The organism is Companilactobacillus heilongjiangensis (genome assembly GCF_000831645.3).
Taxonomy (GTDB): Bacteria; Bacillota; Bacilli; order Lactobacillales; family Lactobacillaceae; genus Companilactobacillus; species Companilactobacillus heilongjiangensis.
Window position 1 is genome coordinate 86409 of record NZ_CP012559.1, and the last position, 23174, is coordinate 109582.

General features: G+C 37.9%; 19 protein-coding genes and 1 tRNA gene. 15 read left to right on the forward strand and 5 right to left on the reverse strand.

Annotated elements, in window-relative coordinates; translation table 11 throughout:
- Position 1: 1 nt before the first annotated feature.
- Positions 2-1927 (forward strand): copper-translocating P-type ATPase, encoded by a 1926-nt coding sequence (locus JP39_RS00390; protein WP_041501443.1) that lies wholly within the window; start codon positions 2-4, stop codon positions 1925-1927.
- 201 nt (positions 1928-2128) lie between these two features.
- Here JP39_RS00390 and JP39_RS00395 read toward each other — a convergent pair whose 3' ends face one another.
- Together JP39_RS00395 and JP39_RS00400 are read right to left on the reverse strand one after the other, a co-directional pair.
- Entirely contained in the window at positions 2129-2635 is a 507-nt protein-coding gene (locus JP39_RS00395; RefSeq protein WP_041501442.1) for a GtrA family protein, read from the reverse strand.
- A 90-nt stretch (positions 2636-2725) separates the two neighbouring features.
- Positions 2726-4129 carry an amino acid permease gene (locus JP39_RS00400; RefSeq protein WP_041501441.1) on the reverse strand — a complete coding sequence of 468 codons (1404 nt, stop codon included), beginning with the start codon at positions 4127-4129 and terminating at the stop codon, positions 2726-2728.
- A gap of 115 nt (positions 4130-4244) precedes the next feature.
- Between JP39_RS00400 and mmuM the strand changes: the two genes are divergently transcribed.
- The 3 genes from mmuM to JP39_RS00415 all read left to right on the forward strand — a co-directional run bounded on the left by mmuM (position 4245) and on the right by JP39_RS00415 (position 8178).
- Positions 4245-5192: a homocysteine S-methyltransferase gene (gene mmuM, locus JP39_RS00405; protein WP_041501440.1), complete on the forward strand. Its 948-nt coding sequence runs from the start codon at positions 4245-4247 to the stop codon at positions 5190-5192.
- 391 nt (positions 5193-5583) lie between these two features.
- Positions 5584-7167: a cation:proton antiporter gene (locus tag JP39_RS00410; protein ID WP_041501439.1), complete on the forward strand. Its 1584-nt coding sequence runs from the start codon at positions 5584-5586 to the stop codon at positions 7165-7167.
- Positions 7168-7416: 249 nt separating this feature from the next.
- Positions 7417-8178: an SLAP domain-containing protein gene (locus tag JP39_RS00415; protein WP_041501438.1), complete on the forward strand. Its 762-nt coding sequence runs from the start codon at positions 7417-7419 to the stop codon at positions 8176-8178.
- A 385-nt stretch (positions 8179-8563) separates the two neighbouring features.
- Here the strand turns inward: JP39_RS00415 and JP39_RS00420 are convergent, their stop codons facing one another.
- Positions 8564-8968, reverse strand: coding sequence for a hypothetical protein (locus JP39_RS00420; RefSeq protein ID WP_041501437.1), 405 nt, complete (start codon positions 8966-8968; stop codon positions 8564-8566).
- 409 nt (positions 8969-9377) lie between these two features.
- Between JP39_RS00420 and JP39_RS00425 the strand changes: the two genes are divergently transcribed.
- The 3 genes from JP39_RS00425 to JP39_RS00435 all read left to right on the forward strand — a co-directional run bounded on the left by JP39_RS00425 (position 9378) and on the right by JP39_RS00435 (position 11449).
- The gene (locus tag JP39_RS00425) at positions 9378-10331 is read left to right on the forward strand and encodes a quinone oxidoreductase family protein (protein ID WP_041501436.1); all 954 of its coding nucleotides are present in this window, start codon (positions 9378-9380) and stop codon (positions 10329-10331) included.
- Positions 10331-10783: a MarR family winged helix-turn-helix transcriptional regulator gene (locus JP39_RS00430; protein ID WP_048699219.1), complete on the forward strand. Its 453-nt coding sequence runs from the start codon at positions 10331-10333 to the stop codon at positions 10781-10783. The genes JP39_RS00425 and JP39_RS00430 overlap by 1 nt, the downstream gene beginning before the upstream one ends.
- Before the next feature lie 108 nt (positions 10784-10891).
- Entirely contained in the window at positions 10892-11449 is a 558-nt protein-coding gene (locus JP39_RS00435) for a 5-formyltetrahydrofolate cyclo-ligase (protein ID WP_245626339.1), read from the forward strand.
- Positions 11450-11720: 271 nt separating this feature from the next.
- Here JP39_RS00435 and JP39_RS12430 read toward each other — a convergent pair whose 3' ends face one another.
- Both JP39_RS12430 and JP39_RS00440 read right to left on the reverse strand, forming a co-directional pair.
- Positions 11721-11810 carry a putative holin-like toxin gene (locus tag JP39_RS12430; RefSeq protein WP_169751858.1) on the reverse strand — a complete coding sequence of 30 codons (90 nt, stop codon included), beginning with the start codon at positions 11808-11810 and terminating at the stop codon, positions 11721-11723.
- A 343-nt stretch (positions 11811-12153) separates the two neighbouring features.
- Positions 12154-12226, reverse strand: a tRNA-Lys gene (locus JP39_RS00440).
- A 523-nt stretch (positions 12227-12749) separates the two neighbouring features.
- On the opposite strand from JP39_RS00440, the gene yycF reads away from it, so the two are divergent.
- The 8 genes from yycF (at position 12750) to rlmH (ending at position 23122) form a co-directional block, all read left to right on the forward strand.
- Positions 12750-13451: a response regulator YycF gene (gene yycF / locus JP39_RS00445; RefSeq protein WP_041501435.1), complete on the forward strand. Its 702-nt coding sequence runs from the start codon at positions 12750-12752 to the stop codon at positions 13449-13451.
- 557 nt (positions 13452-14008) lie between these two features.
- A complete protein-coding gene (locus JP39_RS00450; RefSeq protein ID WP_041501566.1) occupies positions 14009-15226 on the forward strand; it encodes an IS110 family RNA-guided transposase in 1218 nt (405 codons plus the stop codon).
- Positions 15227-15471: 245 nt separating this feature from the next.
- Positions 15472-17367, forward strand: coding sequence for a cell wall metabolism sensor histidine kinase WalK (gene walK / locus JP39_RS00455; RefSeq protein ID WP_041499174.1), 1896 nt, complete (start codon positions 15472-15474; stop codon positions 17365-17367).
- A complete protein-coding gene (locus JP39_RS00460) occupies positions 17357-18670 on the forward strand; it encodes a YycH family regulatory protein (RefSeq protein WP_041499176.1) in 1314 nt (437 codons plus the stop codon). The genes walK and JP39_RS00460 overlap by 11 nt, the downstream gene beginning before the upstream one ends.
- Entirely contained in the window at positions 18671-19483 is an 813-nt protein-coding gene (locus JP39_RS00465) for a two-component system regulatory protein YycI (RefSeq protein ID WP_041499178.1), read from the forward strand.
- Positions 19473-20279 (forward strand): MBL fold metallo-hydrolase, encoded by an 807-nt coding sequence (locus tag JP39_RS00470; RefSeq protein WP_041499179.1) that lies wholly within the window; start codon positions 19473-19475, stop codon positions 20277-20279. Before JP39_RS00465 ends, JP39_RS00470 begins: the two co-directional genes overlap by 11 nt.
- A 370-nt stretch (positions 20280-20649) precedes the next feature.
- Positions 20650-22023, forward strand: a complete 1374-nt coding sequence (locus JP39_RS00475; protein WP_041499181.1) for a S1C family serine protease — start codon at positions 20650-20652, stop codon at positions 22021-22023.
- 619 nt (positions 22024-22642) lie between these two features.
- Positions 22643-23122 carry a 23S rRNA (pseudouridine(1915)-N(3))-methyltransferase RlmH gene (gene rlmH, locus JP39_RS00480; protein ID WP_041499182.1) on the forward strand — a complete coding sequence of 160 codons (480 nt, stop codon included), beginning with the start codon at positions 22643-22645 and terminating at the stop codon, positions 23120-23122.
- The last annotated feature ends 52 nt before the right edge of the window (positions 23123-23174 follow it).

The window sequence follows — 23174 nt, forward strand, 5'->3', positions numbered from 1 at the left end:
TATGACGATTACAAAACGTTTTTGGATTTCATTAATTTTTTCAATTCCGATGTTAATTGGGATGATTTTGATGCCTTTTGGAATTATGGTTCCGGGCAGCGAATGGATTCAGTTTGTCCTAACAACTATCGTGATGGCGGTTGCAGCTCGTCCATTCGTTGATAGTGCCTGGGCATCATTTAAAAAGCACCATTCAAATATGGATACTTTGGTCGCTATTGGGACGGTCACAGCCTATATTTACAGTATTTACGCAATGATTACTCATCAACCAGTCTTCTTCGAAAGTGCAGCCTTTGTTGTCACATTCGTTTTGTTGGGACAAGTTTTCGAGGAAAGAATGCGGAACAATGCTTCCAATGCGATTGAAGAGTTAGTTGATTTACAGGCCAAAGATGCGGAAGTTATGCGTAATGGTCAAATTGTTAAAGTACCTCTATCAGAAATTGTGGTCGGTGACGTTCTTCGAGTTAAACCGGGCCAAAAGATTGCCGTTGATGGTGAAATCACTGAGGGTAGCTCAACTGTTGACGAATCGATGGTTACCGGTGAGAGTATGCCAGTTGCCAAAAATATTGGTGATAAAGTTATCGGTTCAACTATGAACAGCAACGGAACTTTTATGTTCAAAGCTGAAAAGGTTGGTTCAGATACAATGCTTTCGCAAATTGTTGAATTGGTTAAAAAGGCTCAAAACAGTCATGCCCCAATTCAAAATTTAACCGATAAAGTATCGGAAATCTTTGTTCCGGTAGTTTTGAGTTTATCGATTTTAACATTCTTAGTTTGGTACGTTTTCCTTGGTGCTACCGTAGCTAATGCCTTAATTTTTGCAGTATCAGTAGTGGTCATTGCTTGTCCATGTGCGTTAGGTTTAGCGACTCCAACTGCTTTAATGGTTGGAACTGGTCGTGGTGCTAAAATGGGTATCTTGATCAAAAACGGTGAAGTTCTTGAAGAAGTAAACGATGTTAAGACAGTTGTCTTTGATAAAACTGGAACAATTACTAAAGGTAAGCCTGAGGTAACTGATATTGTCGGCGATAAGAAGCAAGTTTTGAGTATTGCGGCTGCGCTTGAAGAATCTTCTGAACATCCATTAGCTACTGCCATTTTGGACAAAGCTAATTCGGATAAGATTGAAGCTTCAACAGTTAGTGATTTCCAAGCTATTGAAGGTAAGGGAGTTTCTGCCACAATCGATGGACAGCAAGCCTTTGTCGGAAATGATAAATTATTAAATGATATTAAAATTGATTCTGAATTGAATGAACAAATGATTCGTTTGCAAAATGAAGCTAAGACAGTTGTCTTTGTCGGAATGGATCAAACAATTATTGGTTTGATTGCTATTCAAGATGCTCCGAAAGAAACATCTAAGTCAGCTATTGCCACTTTGAAAGCACGTGGTTTGAGAACTGTTATGTTGACGGGTGATAACAAACGTGTTGCCCAAGCAATTGCTCAAGAAGTTGGTATTGACGAAGTTATTGCGGACGTTTTACCTGGTGATAAGGCTGATCATGTTGAAGCGTTGCAGAAGAATGGAAAAGTTGCCTTTGTCGGTGACGGTATCAATGATGCGCCTGCTTTAACAATGGCTGACGTCGGAATTGCCATGGGTTCAGGAACGGATATTGCGATTGAATCTGGTGGAATCGTCTTGATGAAGAATGACTTGCGTGATGTTGCGAAAGCTTTGGAATTGAGTCGAAAGACATTCAACCGTATTAAATTGAATTTGTTCTGGGCATTTGTTTATAACGTCTTGGGAATTCCTGTTGCTGCTGGGATTTTCTACGCTATTGGATTGACGCTCAGCCCTGAATTGGCGGGATTGGCTATGGCATTCAGTTCATTGTCAGTTGTGACAAGTTCAGTACTTTTGAATAAAGCTAAAATTTCTAGTGATGTTGAAATTGCATAGTAAAAAGAGACTTCCTAAAGGAGGTCTCTTTTTTATTATGTATAAGATTATATGTGTATATGTATATATGCGGTGGCTCTGAAACGAGCTACACAGGCCAATTTCTTCCGCTTTGCCTAACTTCCCAAATCATCCGCAAAGTACGCGGACAATTCGTGAAGTCATGCAAATGCTCAGAAATTCCCAGGCCTGCTCCGCTCTCTACTTTTTATTCTTAAATATAAAGAACTTCGACAATACATAATTACCAACAATTGCCAAAATCTGTCCCACAATCTTTGAACCTGTACCATTGGCGCTTAGTACGGAAATTCCGACCCATAGTGTGGCTGTTTCTATTAAGAATGTTAAGATTCTTGTACCGTAAAAGGCTAACATTTCTCTAAATGCAGTGTTGGATTTGTGGCGGAAGACGATAATTCGGTCAACCCAGAATCCGACTTGTACGCCGAGGAACCAAGCGACGATATTGGCAAACTGATAATTGAGGTGCATTGCGTGGTACAAAATGAAGAATGTTCCAAAGTTTACAACAACTGAAAGTAATCCCCAAAGTAAATAACGGACCGCTTCTTTACTAGTGCTATCTTCAATTTCTGGTGTTTCTTCAGAATTGAAAACAGTTCCAGCATCATTAATACCCTCTGAAACATCATCAATAACTTTTGTTAATGGACTTTCTTCGTTAAGATCTGTTTTCTTGTTCATAGTGTCAATCTCTCCCAAATTTAGTGCCTATACCTTTATATTAAACCTTTTTATTCAGCTAAGAACAAATCTTGTGACTGAAAAGCTAAATTAATCGTTGGAAATTTTTGCGTGGCGCTTCTTGAGATATTCTTTTCCATAATAAACTGCATAGCAGAGTATCAAAAAAGGAATCATGTAGAAGAGGGCGGAACGTTGGTTGGGGTCGAATATGATTAGAACGCATGATAGAAGGCTCATGATAAATGCGGCCCAAGGCACGAACGGATACCATGGAGTTTTGAATTTCAATTCGTCTACTTTGTGACCGGATTTTAGAAAGCTTTTACGAAAGTTGATTTCCGATAAAGCAATTGCCATCCAGACAATTACCACAGCTAAACCAGAGATTGAAACTAGGACTAAATAAACGGTTGAAGCGGCGACAACACTGGAAACTAACGCTAAAACTCCACCAATCATACTCAAACATAGGGCAGTCATTGGGACACCTCGAGAGTTAGTTTTGGCATATTTTAGTGGAATCATGCCTTCGTGTGCGAGTGACCATAACATTCTGGTCGATGCGTATAATCCCGAATTGGCGGCGGAAAGTATGGCAGTGAGGACAACAAAATTCATTAAATCTCCGGCGAAAGGAAAGCCAATACTTTTGAACACAAGCACGAAGGGGCTTTGATTAACACCAGCTTTTTGCCATGGAATTAAGGCAGACATGACCACGATACTGCCGATGAAAAAGATGATTAATCTTAGTAAAGTAGTGTGGATTGCTCTAGGGATGTTCTTGCTTGGATCCTTTGTTTCACCCGCTGTCACACCAATTAACTCGGTTCCAGAAAAGGCAAAGTTAACAGTCAACATGGTCGTAAAGACGGCTTTAAATCCGTTGGGAAAGAGTCCATCTTTGAATAAGTTGGTAAACATTGGTGCTTGGGTAGTACCTTTGATATGAATGACACCAAAGATTGCTAAAAACCCAATCACGATGAATAAAATAATGGCGATAACTTTAATACTGGAGAACCAGAACTCAGTTTCGGCGAAAAATCTAACGGATAAAGCGTTGGAAATAAAGATGACAGCCATGAATAGAGCGCTCCAAATCCAAGTCGGAGAATGTGGAAACCACTGCTGCATAATCAATCCAGCTGCCGTAAATTCTGACCCTAATGCGACCGTCCACGTTAACCAATAAAGGATAGCAACGGTGAAACCAGTTCCCGGCCCTATATATTTGTCAGCGTAAACGTGAAAAGAGCCAGTTTCTGGCATCGCAACGGATAATTCACCCAGACAAAGCATGACTAGATAAACGACAATTGCTCCGATTCCATAGGCTAAAATTGTGCCAATTGGACCGGCTTCGTGAATCGTATAACCTGAGCTCAAAAAGAGACCCGTTCCAATGACTCCTCCAAGGGAAATCATGAACAAGTGACGAGATTCCATATTTCTTTTCAATTTAATGTGGGTATTGTTATTATTTTCCATAGGTAGACACCTTATGTAGCAAGATAAATTAGAATAAGATTAAAAAAGTTTAATTTTTATGATAAACTACATTATTATAGAAGGCAAGTTACGTTAGAGCATAGGAGGTAACAATTTGAGCGATTTGATTGCAGCAGATTTGAAGAACAGAAAAGGGCTAGTAGTCGACGGTGCCATGGCCACTGAATTAGAAAAACGTGGTATTAATACTGACAGTGATCTTTGGTCAGCCAAGGCTTTAATTGAAAATCCCGAAGCAATAACAGCTGTTCACGAAAGTTATTTCCAAAATGGGGCAGATGTTGCCACAACCAATACTTATCAGGCTAATGTTTCAAAATTTATGGAATTAGGATTTAGTGAGTCTGAAAGTGAAAATTTAATAATTAAAGCTGTGGAATTAGCTAAGAAAGCCCGTAGCAATTATTTCGATTCTTTGCCTAAAGATGTTCGTCAAAAACGGGCACCACATCCTTTAGTCGCTGGTAGTGTTGGACCTTACGGTGCATATTTGGCTGATGGCAGCGAGTACACCGGTGATTATAATTTGAGCAAATCAGAGTATCAGGAGTTTCATTATTCGAGAATGGAATTACTGGATCACGCTGGAGTCGACTTATTTGCGTTTGAAACTCAGCCCAATTTTGATGAAGCCAATGCTTTAGTTGACCTGTTAATGGATAAATTTCCAAAGCAACAGGCTTGGTTAACTTTCAGTGTTAAAGATGATTCAACTTTGTGCGATGGAACATCTTTGTCTGAAGCAGTGAAATACTTTAACGGTGCTGACCAGATTTCGGCGATTGGCGTTAACTGTACAACTTTAGAGAATATCCATGAAATTGTCCGTAATGTTAATCAAGTGACTGATAAACCAATTATTGTTTATCCTAATAATGGTGATATTTACGATCCAGTTACTAAAACTTGGCAGGCAAATCCCCAAGCAGACACCTTTTCTGACTTAGTGCCAGAGTGGCTTGAAGCAGGTGCCAAGTTGATTGGTGGATGTTGCCGAACAACTCCAAATGACATCAAAGAAATAAGTAATTATATCAATTAATATTCCAATACCATATATAGTGTTTTTGTGATGTGAAAATACCATATGTTCCATGTGAAACAAATTGAAATAATAATGCCAAAAGTGAAAAATTTTGGGATTTTTGACTATTTTGATTAATTAATCGTTATTAGTTGAATGGGAAAGCATTTAAGCAGTTTTAGACATCAATCAGCACCATGTGTTATTTAGTTATAAGAGAGTAGGAGCACCGTTACACTTGATTATTTCAAGCGTGATGGTGCTCCTATTTGTTTTACTGTATTTTTATTCCAATAATTAACGTGTGGCGCTAGTTAAGAGCGGGGATTTTCGTCGTAATGTGCTATATTTATGTTGGTAAAAATTTAGAGGGATATTGGTCTTTTAAACAATTGAGGGAGGGATTGCAATGGGTCTGATGATTTCAACATTTATCCTGATGTTGACTGCTGTAATAAGTATTTTTCTGGCACAGATTTTTCAGAAGATATCGGTCAGTTACATCAGTATGATTCTTGGAGCAGGAATCTTTTTGGTTCCCAGCTTGGGCAGTCGTATTGGTGAGTTTAATTCTGAAATTTTTATTGGAGTTATTGTGGCGCCGTTGTTATTTTTTGAGGGACAGGCAACGCATCTCAATTCAGTAGGAAAAGAGTTAAAGCATATTGTTCAAATGACAGTTGCTCTAGTTATTATATGTATGCTTTTTGCAGGATTTGGAGTTTGGATAGCCGCTGGGGTTAGTTTGCCACTAGCTTTTATCCTAGCAGCTATCAGCACGCCAACCGATGCTACAGCCATGGAGTCTGTCACCAACGGGCTCAAAATGCCGGGAGATGAAGGGACTTTCTTAAAAATGGAGTCTTTATTTAATGACGCTACCGGAATCATTTTGTTAAATATGGCAACTTTGTGGTACGTCAATGGATACATCAATTATAGTGAAACGATTGTTGATTTTTTGATTTCAGCGGTCGGTGGAGTGATAGTTGGTTTTATTTTTTCTTGGATCATGGTTTTATTCCGACAAAGTTTAGTTCGTACATCCTATAATTCACAGAATGCTCAAATTTTATTGTATATTGTTGAACCATTTGTCCTATATTACTTGGCTGAGGGAATACATATTTCTGGTATTATCGCCGTCGTCTGTGCAGGACTGGTTTCCAATGCGGAAGCACAACGAAGTCGACTGACGAATGCGCCACAGGTTCACTTGGGCGACGATATGAAGAGCATGATTACGGAAATATTTAATAGTGTCGTTTTCGTAGTATTGGGATTCATGTTTACCAAAATTATGTCTGAAGAGCGTTTCACCGTTAGTTCCATAAAATGGCTGCTTATCGGTGGTGTTCTGTATATTGTTAACGTGCTAGCTAGATGTGTGTACGGACGAATTAGGCTGAAACTCAGTCGACGGTCCAGTTGGATTTTCGCTTTGGGAGGTGTGCATGGAGCGGTAACTCTAGCTTTAGCATATACATTGGCAGAATATCATGTTAAAACTGCCGACTTTAATTTAGTTTTGATGTCTGAAAGTGTCTTGATTATATTGAGTTTGATAGTGCCGACAATTGTATTCCAGTTTATTCTGAAACGAAAAATGCCCAATGAGGAAGTTATCGCTGAGGTGGCTGAAATCAGGACTAACATGGTTCATAAAGCTGTTGAAGCGGTCAATAAAATGTATTTGCCCGAAAATGTTAAAAAATCAGTTATCTTTGATTTGATGGCTCAAAAACAACGAACAAGGACTAGTGATTTTGTTAAAGAATGGATAAATGTCGTCAAACATCCTGAATTTACTGGTTCGGAAAAAGAATTGGAAATGAGAGCATTTATGAATGCTTTCAGTCAGGAACGACAGTATCTGGATATGATTTCACAGAGTGAAGTTAAGTATCAAAACTCAGTTTTTGAATTGTATAACGAAATATTGATGGCTGAATCATTAGTTATCGGTCCAACCGTACCAGACGAGGAAACTTAAATATCCGGTATAGAGTTGTAAAATACTCATGAGTGCTCCAATATAATTTTGTTTAAAATGCAAAGTTATGTTGGAGCATTTTTAGTTGTATAAATAATTTTAGTAAGCAAGCTTACATTACTGATTACCGGAGACGGTTCCATATACTAAATGACTAGCGTTAATTAATACCCAAACCATAAAACCTTGCTAATATACAAGCTGATAACAGAATTTGTTATTGATTTTCTTAAAGAAGATGAGTTTATTATGAAGAGATTTACACAAGGTTTATTATTTTCTTCATTATTAGCACTAAGTGTTGGAGCGACTGCCATTTCTGGCGCGGCAACTGCCAAAGCTGATGATAACTATTACGGCTACACGGCACTTGCTACCTCGGTTGTAACGGTTAGAGACACTGGTGCACAAATTTATAATGCTTACGGAATTCCAACTGGCAAGTATTTACCAATGAATTCACGGTGGCAGACTAATTTGGAAAATACACTCTATGATGGCTCGTATTATGGCATTGGTGCTGACGAATATGTTAAAGCTTCCGATGTTCGTTACGAGATGAAAGCTGGATTTAGTGGCTACGGTGTTCAATCTCCCGGAAATTATGATGGTGTCGTGGTAACTTCAGATTATGGCGCAGCACTTTATGACGCTGCTGGATCACCAATTGGAAAAAATTTGCCCGATGGTTCAATTTGGAAAATTGATCAGATAAATAATGTCGCCAGTGGTACTTATTATCGTGTTGGTTTGGGCGAATACGTTAGCGCTACAGACGTCCGTCTTTATGAGGCTGGCTTTTTCAAAGCAATTAGTGGCGTTGTGACAACGGGACCTGGTAATCCAACTCCACTATATGATGTCAACGGCCAACTTATTACTGATCGTGCTTTAGCTCCAAACACTAAGTGGTATACCGATGAATTCTCCAGTACTGGTGGCACAGGGTATTTACGTGTCGCAACTGACGAATATGTTGTCGCTGCTGATGTATATGAAACTCTAAAGTAACTGGGGCATTTTCATTAGCCTTGATATATAATCAATTTTTAAAATCTCAGAAAATTATTAAAAATAAACTGCCTTGATAGTCTGTTTAGATTATTGAGGCATTTTTGTTTAAAGACGATAAGTAATTACGTGTGGAGCTAGTTAAGTATGCCGTCTCCAGAGCTGGGAAATATTTTCAAGCTGTGCGGAACGGCCCGAGCCAAAGTACGGTCTCGGACCTCGGTTTGAAGCCTTACCACTACCACGGCACACAAATATTTCCCAGCTCTTCCGACTAATTAATCGGTATTAGTTGAATATAAAAGTATTTAAGCGGTTTTAAGATATGGAATATTTGTAGTAGGTTATCAACTGGCACCATGCGTAAGTAATTGTATAAGGTTGCTTAGAATTTGAATGTTGCTTTTTTTAGAGATTTAGCTTTTTGGTTAAGGTCGTATGATGCGCCCAAAGAGTAAATAAAAAAGCCAATATTTGCGAGTGCTACAAGAATTAGTTGATTGGACTGAACAGTTGAATGTATGGAATGAACTAATAAAAATAAATTAGTGATACACAGAGCGGATAGGATAAAAGTTTCTAAGTACGGATGACGTTTACCTATTTCCATGTTGGGTGAATTTGTCTTTAAATTTGCGATGTCTTTCAAAGAATCAATTGGGTCTTTGTGTTTAATAAGCGACCCAACCTCTTTTTCATAAACTGCAGAATATTTTGAGTTGAACAAATACTCGATTAAAAGTCCAAGATTTATTAAAACAAAAGAGGTAAAAAACAGAATAGTTTGCATAATAGACACTTCCTTCGGAGTTTTTATGGTTTTCGTTAGTTCAGCCTGTAGTCCAATGATCGATAGGCATAATGAGGAAATATATATTTTTTTTAAATGGTTGAATAATACAGCAAAATAATACAATGGAATCCCGAATGCTAGCAATTCTAAAATCAAGAAAAATAATTTTTCTTGAGAACCTTTCATATTAATTTAGGATTATGTTGTAGGTGGAGAAAGTGGATTAGTTTAATCAAAGGAGAACCTGATATTATTGGGCTCTTTTTTTATTTATCGGTAAAGGCAGGATTTGGAGCAATTAAATTGAAATTAGTTGCATAATGCACCTAATCGTGTTAATTTAATTAAGTGCAAAACGCACATAAATATAAAAATAAAATAACTTTAAAAAAAGAGGTAGTAAATTATGAAAGCAGCAATTGTAACTGAGAAAAGAAAAGCACCAATTTATGAAAATTTTGAGGAACCAAAATTAAAGGAAGGTAATGTAATTGTTGATGTGAAAGCATCTGCTTTGAGCAATTTAACGAAAATGCGTGCCATGGGTCGACATTATTCAGCCGATACAATTTATCCAAATGTTGCTGGAACTGATGGCGTTGGAGTTTTGAATGGTAAAAGAGTTTATTTTCTAGCTACCAATGCTCCTTATGGTTCGTTAGCTGAGAAAACTTTGATCGATGAACATTTAATTTTGCCATTACCCGATGGAATCGATGATGTTACGGCAGCAGCTATTGCCAATCCAGGGATGTCTTCGTGGGCAGCCTTGGTAAGTCGAGCCCATTTTGAAGCCGGTCAGACTGTTTTGATTAACGGAGCCACTGGAACAGCCGGCAGTTTAGCAGTCAAGATTGCTTATCACTTGGGAGCTAAGAAAGTTATCGTGACTGGTCGTAATAGTGAAAAGTTAAGCAAATTAGGCGCTGATGAAATGGTAGCTTTTGATATGAATTCTGAAGGCGGGGCAGATAAATTAACCGCTGATTTGGCAAAACAGATGCAATCTGGCGTTGATGTTGTGCTCGATTATTTATGGGGTGACAGTGCTCTTGCTATTATGAAGGCTGTCGCTATGTTTAGTGGTCACAATGTTACTCGCTTCGTAAGTATTGGAGCATCGGCCGGACAAACTGATATTGCTTTACCATCAGCAGTTTTACGCTCTTCAGCGATTGAAATTTTGGGTAGTGGTGTAAAAAGTGCAACTATGTCACAATTGATTTCAGCCATCAATGGGGTCTTTCAATGGGCCGCAAAGGAGAAAATAACTATGACGACTAATAATTTTGATTTATCAGATATCGATGAAGCTTGGAAGGTACCGTTGACACCACGTGCGGTTGTAACGGTGAAATAATGGAAAATGAATTAATTAAAGCTTTGATAACGATTGTTTCATTCTTTAATCGAACCGATCGAGACAAAGCCTTCATTAAAGATGCCGGTGTTGATTTAGAAACAACGTCATTTCAACTTTTTGCCACGATTGGTCGGGAGCAACCTACAAATGTCAGTGAATTGGCTAATATGTTGGGCAAAAGTCACTCCAGTGTCAGCCGCCAAATTGATAAACTTGAGAAAAAGGGCTTGGTAAAGACAAAAGATGGTTCTAAAGATGCTCGAGTTCGTTCGATTGAGTTGTCGGCAGATGGTAAGAAATTAAAAGAAGTTTTGGACAAAACTAGAATGAACAATATTAGTAAGGCGCTTGATGATTGGTCTGATAGTGAGAAAGACGATTTACTTAAAAATCTACAGCATTTGGCAACTACACTAAATGGATTTGAAGATACTGATTCTAGCAAATAAAAAAGATTGAAGTCACATCAAAGACTTCAATCTTTTTGGTATTATCAGGCATATCAGTTTTAACTTTGGATGACTTAACTGTAAACTATTAGATAGTAAATAACGGGTTTGGAGGGCAAGCTTATCGATAAGAAGGAATTACGTAAACAACAGACTAAGAAATTGCATAAAAATAAGGCACTGACTCGCACTGAGGGATTACAGTTACTGAAAAGATTACAGGAGACTCCTGAGTGGAAGAATGCAAAGACTATTGCAACAACGGTCAGTTCGCTTATCGAAGTTCCCACGACACCAATAATTGAGGCTGCTCAAGCAGAGGGTAAGGAAGTTTATCTACCAAAAACGATGCCACATCGCCAAATGGCATTTCTACCATTCACAAATAGCGATGATTTGGTAAGAAGTGATTATGGCATACTCGAACCAGTTTATAATGAGGATTTGGTCAATCAGACACCTGATTTAGTCATTGTTCCGGGATTAGCTTTCGCTGAAGATTCTAATTATCGAGTTGGCTTTGGTGGTGGTTATTATGACCGTTTCTTGGCAAAATATCCTGGTAAAACCGTGGCTTTGGTCCCATCATCAATGCATTTTGACACAGCAGATTGGGAAATTGAAGATTATGATATTAAGATTCAACGCTTGATCTGTTTAGATTAAAAGGCACATTATAAATATGAATTTTTAGGATGTTTAATATTAGGCCAGTTGACTGGACTTTTTAATCCCCCTTGTTATAATGAATTTGTGATTTGAATCTCCTTACAATATAAGAAGGTTTGACATTTTCAGCAACAAAAAAAGAGATGTTCTCAGCATCCCTTTTCCTGTGAAACTCGATAGCCCGTTAAGACGGTAGCTACTAATTATTTTATAGTGTAACTAAGATAACCGTAAACTCAGCTAAAGTTTAAGACGGTTATTTTTTTGTTCACTTTTTGTCGTTATGAATGTATGTTAGCAAGGCAATCAAAAATATGCCGAAAGTTAACATCAAGCTCATAGCGTCAAAAACAGACAAAAAGAGCAACCTCCTTTCCTCGAAATGTAGGAACTCATGTGTAAAAAACCATAAGCATCACTTCTTTCGATATAAGCCACCGTCATTAACTTACTATCGATTATTATTATCTACCAAATATTTTTTTCTAGATATCAATAAAAGCAGGTTGCTTAAGATTAATATTTTCTCTTATTATTGAGATCATGTAAAAAGTCATTGTGGATATAAGCCAGTTCTTAATTCAAATTATTGTACTAGGCAATCCAAAGATGTTAAGATAACTACTTGCTGGAAACAATTGTAGACACTAAAAAACCGATCATGATTTTCATCATAATCGGTTAAGCGATAATCGCATTTATGGGTGGTTGGGGGATCGAACCCCAGACCCACGGATTAAGAGTCCGTTGCTCTGCCAGCTGAGCTAACCACCCATGTATCTGTAGTTGATTGCGTATCTCTCTCAACCAACGAGATATATCATACCATAAGCTCCAAATTTATGACAAGCTTTTTTTTGAAAAAAATTCAAAAAATTTAACGTAGCTTTAAGGTGGCTTTATTAAGGTTGAAAGATGAGTGTTTAAAATAACCTATTTTGTAAGATTTTGGTTGTAATAAATTATCAATAGTACCATTCATTTGAAATAGTAAAAATCTATGTAGTTATTCATACTATAAAAAATAAATTAGTTGGAAGAGCTGAGAGTATTCATCCGCAGCGAAAGTGGCGTTATTGCTTTAGCAATTACACCACCGGACGTGTTGGAGACTTTCCGGTTTCGGGAAAGGCTTCAACCGAGGCCCGAGACCGTTCTTTGGCTCGGACCGTGCCACGCAGCAGATGAATACTCTCAGCTCTTGAAACGGAATACGCCAATAAACTCTCAATCTTATGGTGCTTTTGTTTTAATAACTAATAACTTGTATAATATTCACGTCAAGGAGATAAATTATATGGCTAAAAAAATTCTAGTAGTAGATGATGAAAAACCAATTTCCGACATTGTTAAATATAATTTGGAAAATGAAGGCTACGAAGTCATAACTGCTTTTGATGGACAAGAAGCTTTGGATAAAGTTGATGAGGATGATCCAGACCTTATTTTGCTTGATCTAATGCTTCCGGTTATTGACGGTCTTGAAGTAGCAAGAACTATCAGAAAAACTAAAGATACTCCAATTATTATGTTAACGGCCAAGGATACCGAAATTGATAAGGTTATTGGCCTAGAACTTGGGGCAGATGATTATGTCACTAAGCCATTCTCTAATCGGGAATTAGTTGCCCGTGTTAAGGCACGGTTAAGAACCCAAACACACGCTCGCAGTGAAGATACTAAAACTAGTGAGATTAAAATTGGTGATTTAACTATTCTTCCCGATGCTTATACTGTCACAAAAAACGGTAAGGAAATTGAATTAACTCATCGTGAGTTCGAATTGTTACATTATCTAGCTCAACATATTGGACAAGTAATGAAACGTGAACACTTGCTTCAAACAGTATGGGGCTACGATTATTTTGGTGATGTCAGAACAGTTGACGTTACCGTTAGACGTTTACGTGAAAAGATTGAAAACAATCCAAGTCAACCAGAATGGTTAATGACAAGACGTGGCGTTGGTTACTATTTAAGAGACCCAGATAGTGAGTAGGTAGTTCCGTCTTCATAGCTGAAAGTATTCTTCTGCTGTGAGGGCAGGTATTGAATTTTGATTTTAGGCTCTGATGGATATCCCTCGTAAATTTCAAATAGAAATTCTAAAAAAACTGATTAGCAGAAAATGCGAGTCAGTTTTTTTTATTAGTAACTTAAATTTGGAAAGAAAAATAATTAAAATAGAAATAGACGTTGATGAAATAGAATAAATTAGTAGGAAGAGCTGAGAGTATTAACCAGCTGTGGGTGTGGCGTTATGGCTTCAGCCATTACACCACCGGGCGTGTTTGGAGACTTACCGGTTTTTGGTAAGGCTTCAAAACAACCTAAGATTAGTTCTGAGGGAAGATCAATTTCTTCTCTTAGAACTTTTTTTGTACACTGGAGACAAAGCTAAGATCGTGCATGAACCTCGGGACTTCGAGTCCGTATTAAAAAATGATCTCCGTTATCTTCATTTCTTTAATCAGGTTTTAGGTTGTGGGACTTCGAGTTCGTGTTTAGGAAATGAGATTCGAAATGTTGATACGGATAGCTTTAGAAAGGAAAAATATGTCAGATATAATTGCTTTAGATGTGTCCAAAGGACACAGTTATTGTGTGCATTACAGCGATGGTAACTGCGTGAAAGAATTTGATTTTGAACATAATAAACTAGGTTTCGCCAAACTAAGCGAAACCGTTAAACGTGCTAATAATCCAACTTTTTATTTTGAGGCTACGGGTATATACTCTCGCCCCATAGAAAGATTTTGCAGGGATAATAAGATACCCTATGCTTTGTTAAATCCTCTTGAATTACACCTCAAGACAGAGAATTTGCGTCGTGTTAAAACCGATAATAAAGATGCGCATAAGATAGCTCTTAGCGCCTATGATAATAGTTATCGGTTGATGGCATTTCAAAATCCTAAATATCTAGATCTTAGAGAATGGTGTAGATTTTACGAGAGAGTCGAAGACTCTCGTAAATTCAATAAAGTTGAATTACATAACGAGTTACAACAGACGTTTCCAGAAATGGAACAACTGTTTACTAATAAGACATCTATTCTATCTTTAAATTTGGTTAGTCTTTTTCCGCATCCTGATTTAGTGTCTGGTATTTCTAGGACAAAATTAAAGAATATTTTGATGAGTAAGACCGATAAAAAAATCTCCAGTGATAAAGCACTGGAGTATGCTGAAAAGTTAATAGTCTTTGCTAAGAATAGCTCTCCAGCAGTACGTGTAGATAATGTTCAAGTGCAAGAAGTTAAATATTATGCACGTAAATTAAAAGACCTCACTATTGAAAAAAGAAAACTTAGAAAACAAATGATTCAACTCGGAAAAACATTACCCGAATTTGAAATTATTGCTTCAATGCCAGGCATTGGTGAATTAACAGCTGCCATGTTACTGGGTGAAATCGGAGATTTCGCCAGATTTGATACTTCTAATCAATTGAATGCTTACGTTGGGATTGACCTTATTAGGTACCAATCTGGTCAGTATCTCAGAAAAGATCACATAAATAAACGTGGAAATCCCAAAGCAAGAGAGATTCTATTCCTCACTGTCAGAAATATGATAAAGCAACAAGCAGCTGCACCTAATCACATCGTGGACTATTACTACAAACTAAAAAGGCAACCCGTCCCTAAAAGGGACAAGGTTGCCACAGTGGCTTGCATGAACAAGACACTGAAATGTCTGTTCTCCATGATTAGAAACAAGACTAAATATGCTTATGCATATACGGACTCAAGGTCCATAGAGACACTCTAGTATCTCTATTCCAAATACTAACTCTTACCTTCATAATTTTAAAGTCATAAGTTATGAAGTACTGTTTAGAATACTCTCATTTTCCTGATTCTCACTTGACTAATCGTAGGAAACCGAGGTTCGAGACCGCTCTTTGGCTCGGACCGGTCCGCATAGCAGGTTAATACTCTCAGCTCTGGATACGGCACATTTAATCTGGAAGCTGTATAATATACATAAGTCTGTACAATTTAGGTGGAAATATTTTGAAAAATAGATTTGTCTTTTTACATTCGATTAACTTCAAAATCGGATTGTCTTTTATTTTAATTTTAATCGTCACAATTGAAATCATTGGGGCCTATTTTGTGCGTCAGCTGGAGGATCAAAATGTTGCTAATTTTGAAACTTCCGTTCAGGTGCCGGCTTATACAATTAATCAAATTTCGGAAAATTTAACGGATAATGATCAACATACCCGTGAAAATATCGGAAATGCGATTCAAGATTATTCACGTGTCAGCACCGATATTACCGACGTACAAGTAATTGATCGTAGCGGCATTATCGTGGGTGCCAAGGATTCGGATGGTGCCAATATTGTCGGAACGCAGACTTTGAAAGATAACATCAAACAAAGTATTCGAACTGATAAAAAAATTACCCAAATTTACTATGAAAAACAAAATGGTAGTTCTTACGAGTCAATCGTACCAGTAACTTCACCGGATAATAGTACGGTTGTCGGAGCTATTTATGTTCGTGCCAGCATGGAATCAGTTTATACCGGTATCAACAGTATTATTCTGATTTTCCTAACAGCGTCCTTAGTAGCCGGCTTATTGGGTGCCACGATTGCCATTTTCATTTCACGAGCAATTACTCGACCTATTGATGAAATGAAGCAGCAGGCGGTCAGAATGGCTGAGGGAGATTATTCCGGACAAGTTCGTGTTTACTCTCCTGATGAGTTGGGACAATTGGCGATGGCTGTTAATGATTTGTCGGTTAAAGTCGAAGAGGCCACCGAGAACTCGGAGTCTGAGCGACGAAGGCTGGACAGTGTTTTGACCCAAATGTCAGATGGTGTTATCGCCACAAATCGTTTGGGAAATATTACTGTTATCAACGAAATGGCTCAAGAATTTTTGGAAAAAGATGAAGATGAAGCTATCGGTCAACCATTAGTAGAAGTTTTGGGTATCAAGGATCGGACAAGTTTTGATGACTTGCTGGAAAACCCTGACCCAATGGTTATTGAAACGAACGATAACAATGATGATTACGATGAAACTGATGATAATTCGTTGATTTTAAACGCTGATTTCTCGTTGATTCAAAGAAATAGTGGCTTTATCAGTGGTATGGTTTGTGTTCTACATGATGTCACTGAACAACAAAAAATCGATAGCGAACGTCGTCAATTCGTTTCCAATGTTTCGCATGAGTTGAGAACACCTTTGACAAGTATCAGTAGTTATATTGATGCTTTGAACAACGGTGCTTGGAAAGATCAGAAGTTGGCACCACAGTTCTTGGGCGTTACAGCTGAAGAAACTGACCGAATGATTCGAATGATTAAGGATCTCTTGAGTTTGTCACGAATGGATCAAGGTCGTTCGAAACTTGATAAAGAGTTAGTTAACTTCAATGAATTTTTCTCATACATTTTGGATCGTTTTGATATGATGTTGAAAAAGGAAAAGGCTGATGCTAAAGAAGATGATACGAAAGTTGTTAAAAACTATCGTATCAAGCGTATTTTCACCAGCAAGGACCTTTGGGTCGAAATTGATACTGATAAGATGACCCAAGTTATCGATAATATTATGAATAATGCCATCAAGTATTCACCAGATGGGGGTGTCATAACTTGTCGTTTGTTGGAGACTAATAAACATATTATTATTAGTATTTCCGATGAAGGCCTTGGTATTCCTAGAAAGGATATTAAGAAAGTCTTTGAACGTTTCTATCGTGTTGATAAAGCACGTTCTAGAAAACAAGGTGGTACCGGACTAGGTCTATCCATTTCGAAAGAAATTGTTGAGCAACATAAGGGTAGAATCTGGGTCAACAGTGCTGAAGGTAAGGGATCAACATTCTACATTTCCTTGCCATTTGATCCTAACGAGACAGGAGGAGAATGGGATGAAGTTTAGTCGATTAATTGTCCAGGTATTTTTAGCCGTGGCAGTGATTACCAGTATTGTCCTATCCTTCTTCATCTGGACTAATACTGCGCGCTATCAACGAGGCAGAAACATTGATGTGACGTCCGCTGAATCAAATAAGAATGAAATTCCGATGAACCAAGTTATCAGTCCGACTTCGGTAATTTGGCACGATGAAGATGATCAACATTTGATTTATAACAGTAATGAAAACATTTCACTAAGTATCCAAAAAGTTATGCAGGATTGGAAGATTAGCGAACCTAAACAAGTTTCTTCAAAGGATGGAGCTTATTACCAAAAGATTATTCAGGGTAAGAATATGTTGCAGATGGTCTATCCAACCGCAATTTCCATCAATACTTTTGGTTACTTGTTGAACAATGATAGTTTGAAAAATGATAAGTCTAATCAATTCAATCGTATTTTGGTTAATTTAAAGGATAAGAAAGACCCTAATATTTATTTGGCTAATGACAATAATTATGCCGTTTATAAAGCCAAGTTGAAGAATGCTTCATCGGTACCATTAAAGAAGCTAGTTAAGAAAGCAAATATTAACTTAAAAGTTCGTTTGAATATTATGAAACATGGTGTCTTCACGTTTTACGTTGATCCTATCAAGTTGAAGACATACTCATATGTCATCAGTGGTAAACAAGACGGCGAATACACGACTGCTTTGTTTGATTCCAATACGAATGGTTTAGTAACTTCGGAAGATAATGGCGTATATACATATAATTACGGAGAATCGAAACGTTTAATTTCTGATCACAATACCGATGAGTTAACTTTTGAAGATTATACTGATACGTCTGTTCCAAAAACGCAGTTGGCATTTTTGCAACGAGGCTATCAAAAGATTACTAATCTTCAAAATTCTATCTCTAACTTGCGTCTTTACAGTGCTAATTGGGATGACAAAGATTTGGTTTTCCGCGAATATGTTGAAGGTTTCCCAATCTTTAAAAAGAGCCAGTTTGGTTCGATTCGTATCAAATTTAGTCGTAAGGGCAGTACCGAGCATTTCTTGAATAAAGTTCTCGAAGTTCCTGTGCCATCTAACCAAGCAGCCACTAAATTGAAGTCAACGAATGCCATCTTTAAAGGCTTACAACGAGCTGGTTATTCTCCTAACGATGTGGAAGATATTGAAGTTGGTTATCAGTGGGAAGCTGAGGCTGACAATGAGAAAGTTGTCGATTTGAAACCTACTTATTATGTTAAAATCGATAGTCATTGGAAGTCATACGATGAGTGGACAAATGAAAGTGCGGAGGAAGATTAAATGGATTTTAGAAGAATTGAAGTTATATTCCTAATAGTTTTTTTCTCACTAGATATCTTTTTGTTCTTGTCATTCCGCAACAGTCAGCAACTGGTCAGCAGTACTAGTACCAACACTTCGACCGTGACCGAAATGCGTAAACGTAATATCAGTTTTGGCAGTTTGGATACCAAGAGTGGCAATGCCTATTATTTAGGATCGCAGCCAGATGAATCATTGGCTCAAAATCTCCAAAAATTACGTGACCAAAAGATTAACTATGAAGATGTTAATCACATGGTTTCAAGTACTTTGGATGATCCTATTGCCGTGACAGATGCCAATAGAAAAACAGTTATGAACAATTTTGTTAAAAAAGAAAGCAATATTTTGTTTGGGAAGCATTATAAATATGCACCCCAACTTTCAACTAATTCCCAAATGGTTTACATTGAAACTGGTTCGTTAGGTGACGTTTATGATAAAACAGCTCAGCTAATCTTTTCTATTTCCGATGACGAAGTGGTAGGTTATACTCAGACTTATGTCAAGAAGTTGATTGTCTTGCATGAAAAGCAACCAATCAAGAGTGAGAAAGATGTCATTACTAATTTGTATGCCAATTCGGAAATCCCTAACAATTCTAAAATTTCATACGCTAACTTAGCCTATACGAAATTGTTGGAAGCCAAGGATAGTACCATTTATATTCCGGTTTGGTTCGTAACGATTAAGAATAAAGATAGTAAAGTTTCAGCAACAAAGAAAGTTAATGCCTTTACAGGCAATATTATAAAGAGTTCAACAAACGGAGATAATTACAGTGCCCAATGATGATAGTTTAAAAATCAGTGTCTTAGCCAGCAGCAGTTCTGGAAATGCCACTTATATCGAAACGCCCAAGCGCCGTGTCTTAGTCGATGCCGGATTGTCTGGTATCAAAATTAAACGTGCTATGGATAGCATCGGTAAGGATATTACGAAAGTCGATTCCCTCTTTGTGACTCATGAACATACTGACCATATTCAAGGTGTCGGCGTTTTGGCCCGTCGCTATGGATTAAGTGTCTATGCTAACGAAAAGACTTGGGAAGCCATGTTGCCAAAGATTGGTAAGGTTTCTGAGGACCAGATAAATATCTTCAATCACAACAAAGTTATGTCTTTAGATGATTTGGATGTCGAAAGTTTTGCCGTTTCTCACGATGCGGTCGATCCTCAATTCTATAAGTTTTATCACAATGGCAAGGAGTTTGTTATCTTAACTGATACAGGCTACGTGTCTGATCGAGTTCAAAAGACAATCGAGAATGCCGATGGTTATTTGATGGAATGCAACCACGATGTTGAAATGTTGCGTGAAGGTATCTATCCATGGCCTTTGAAACAACGAATTCTCAGCGAAAAAGGTCACTTATCAAATGAAGATGGTGCCAGAACGTTGATGGACGTTATCGGTAATAATACTAAACAGATTTTCTTGGGACATTTGAGCCACGAAAACAACACCAAAGCGGCTGCCAGACAAGAGGTTACTCAAGTTTTGGAAGACCACGATTTTGGTGTGGGTCATGACTTTAAAATCAACGATACCGACCCAGCAGTGGCAGATCCGTTGATTGCATTGTAAAAAGTGAACAATTTAATCATAAGTCGTTCATAAATTTTTCATATTTCAACGGTATATTAGAATTAATGAATGTGGGGTGTATAGTTGATGCCGTCTCCAGATCTGATAGTATTCCCCTGCTGTGCGGACCGGTCCGAGCCAAAGAGCGGTCTCGAACCTCGGTTTGAAGCCTTACCAAAAAACGGTAAGTCTCCAAACACGCCCGGTGGTGTAAGAGCTAAAGCTCTAACACCACTTCCACTGCGAGTAAATACTATCAGATCTTCCGACTAGTTCTTTTTGTTGTAAATGATAATAAGCATATTTAATATTAAAAAGGACCTATTAACTAGCACGATGCATTAGTAAATATGTGGGGAAGTGAAAATGTATGAATAATGACAATAACGACAAATCTGAATCAAGAGTAGAAGAAAAGAAGCGTGGTTCCACTAAGAATTCTGGGAATGGTTCTTTGCTTAAGACGGGAATTGTAGCATTTATCTCCGCCGCTTTAGGTGTGGTAATTGCTTTTGCAGGATTCACATATTTCGGCAATAACTCTTCCGATACAGCTAGTGTCGGCAATACCGCCGGAACAACTCAAGTTAGCAATACGAAGGTAAATACATCCAGTTCAATGTCTGGAGCTTACAAGAAAGTTAATGGAGCTGTCGTTTCCGTTATCAACTTGCAGAAACAAAAGGAACAGAGTTCTGGTGATGGCAGTATTTCATCCATTTTTGGTGATTTGTTTGGAGATAGTGGTTCTTCGTCAGACAGCTCTTCATCAGATGATGCTCAAGGCCAAGCTGATGAGAATGGCAACAGTGGCGATTCCAACTCCAATTCTTCAAATAACAGTAAATTGCAAGAGTACAGTGAAGGTTCCGGTGTAATCTATGCTAAACAAAATGGTAAAGGTTATATCGTAACTAACAACCACGTTGTTTCTGGTTCTGATTCACTAGAAATCATTTTGGAAGACGGGACTAAAGTAGCTGCTAAATTAGTTGGTACTGATACAGCAACTGACTTGGCTGTCTTGGAGATTCCTGGCAGTAAAGTGCCCGCTACAGCTTCATTTGGTAACTCAGACAACGTTTCACCCGGTGACCCTGTAATTGCTATTGGTTCGCCATTAGGTAGTGAATACGCAACGACAGTTACTCAAGGTATCATTTCAGCTACCAACAGAACTGTGACAACTCAAGACCAAAATACTGGACAAGCAACCGGACAGGCAACTGTTTTACAAACTGATGCCGCAATTAATCCCGGTAATTCAGGTGGTCCGTTAGTTAATGCAGCTGGTCAAATCGTTGGTATTAACTCAATGAAATTGGCTTCAAGCACCGATGGTTCTTCAGTTGAAGGGATGGGCTTCGCTATTCCAAGTAACGAAGTGGTTAAGATTATCAATCAATTAGTTGCCAATGGTAAAGTTGAACGTCCATCACTCGGTATCAAAGTCTTGGACCTTGATCAAATTACTGATGATTCACAATCAAGCTTGAAGTTGCCAAGCAGCGTAACTAAAGGTGTCGTTGTTTACAGTACAACCTCAGGATCAGTCGCTAAAGCCGCTGGTATGAAGAAGTACGATGTAATCGTGAAATTGGGTGACAAGACCGTAACGTCCGTTGCAGACTTGCATACAGCCTTATATTCACATTCAGTTGGTGATACTGTAAGTATTCAATATTACAGAAATGGTAAATTGAATACAGCCAAGGTTCACTTAACAAAGCAAACAACCGAATAATGGTCGTCTCCGGGTACAAGTGATCTTTTGCCGCTATGGGGACCGGTGCGAGCCAAGGTCTCGCACCTCGATTTGAAGCCTTGCCAGAGTTCGGCAAGTCTCCAAACTCGTCCCGTGGTGTAATGGCTAAAGCCATAACGCCACCTCCATTGCAGGCAAAAATCACTTGTACCCTCCATCTAAGAAATATATTTAAATTAGACGTTAAGCTATAGTCGTAAAATATAGAGTTCAAAAAGCGTGAAACCGTACAATCAGGGTTTCACGCTTTTTTTTGAACTTTAATGTACATTTTGGATATTTATTTCGACTTTTCAGAAAACTAATAAACAGGAGTTATCCACAGATGTTAATAACTTGTGTATAAGTGCCAAAAATTAAGAAAAACCGTTGTAGAAAAGTTATCCACAAAATTACCCACAGCTGTGTATATCTTTTCAAAAATATCTCCAGTTGCTAGTATAATGGCCGATATTTCAGGAATGATAAGTGTTACACAAAAACAGACAAACTTTTATTTTTCTGTGCACAAATAAAAACTCATGATAATTCGTATTTTGAAAATTAATTTGGAAATTAAACGATAATTTCGTATGATAAATAACGAGGAGATTTTGCTATGAATATTAAAATTGTTACCGTTGGAAAGTTAAAAGAAAAGTACTTCAAAGCTGGTATAGCAGAGTATGCCAAGCGTTTAGGCGCCTTTTGTAAGTTTCAAATTGTTGAGTGTCCGGATGAAAAAGCTCCTGAAAGTTTGAGTGAAGCTCAGGATCTCAAAGTGAAACAAATCGAAGGAGAACGAATATTAGGCAAAATTAAGGATAAGGAATATGTGATTTTGCTCGATTTACGTGGAAAAGAACTCACTTCTGAGGAAATGGCCAAAAAAATCGATGACTTATCCACATATGGAACTTCTGATATCACTTTTGTAATTGGTGGATCATTAGGAGTTAGCCCCGAAGTTACTAAACGGGCTGATTACAGCATCTGTTTTGGTAAGTTTACGTTGCCACATCAATTGATGCGTTTGGTATTGACTGAACAAATCTATCGTTCATTCATGATTATTAATCATCGAACATATCACAAGTAAAAGGTTCCGCCAGAGACCGACAATAATGTAGTTCTGCGCTATGGGGACCGGT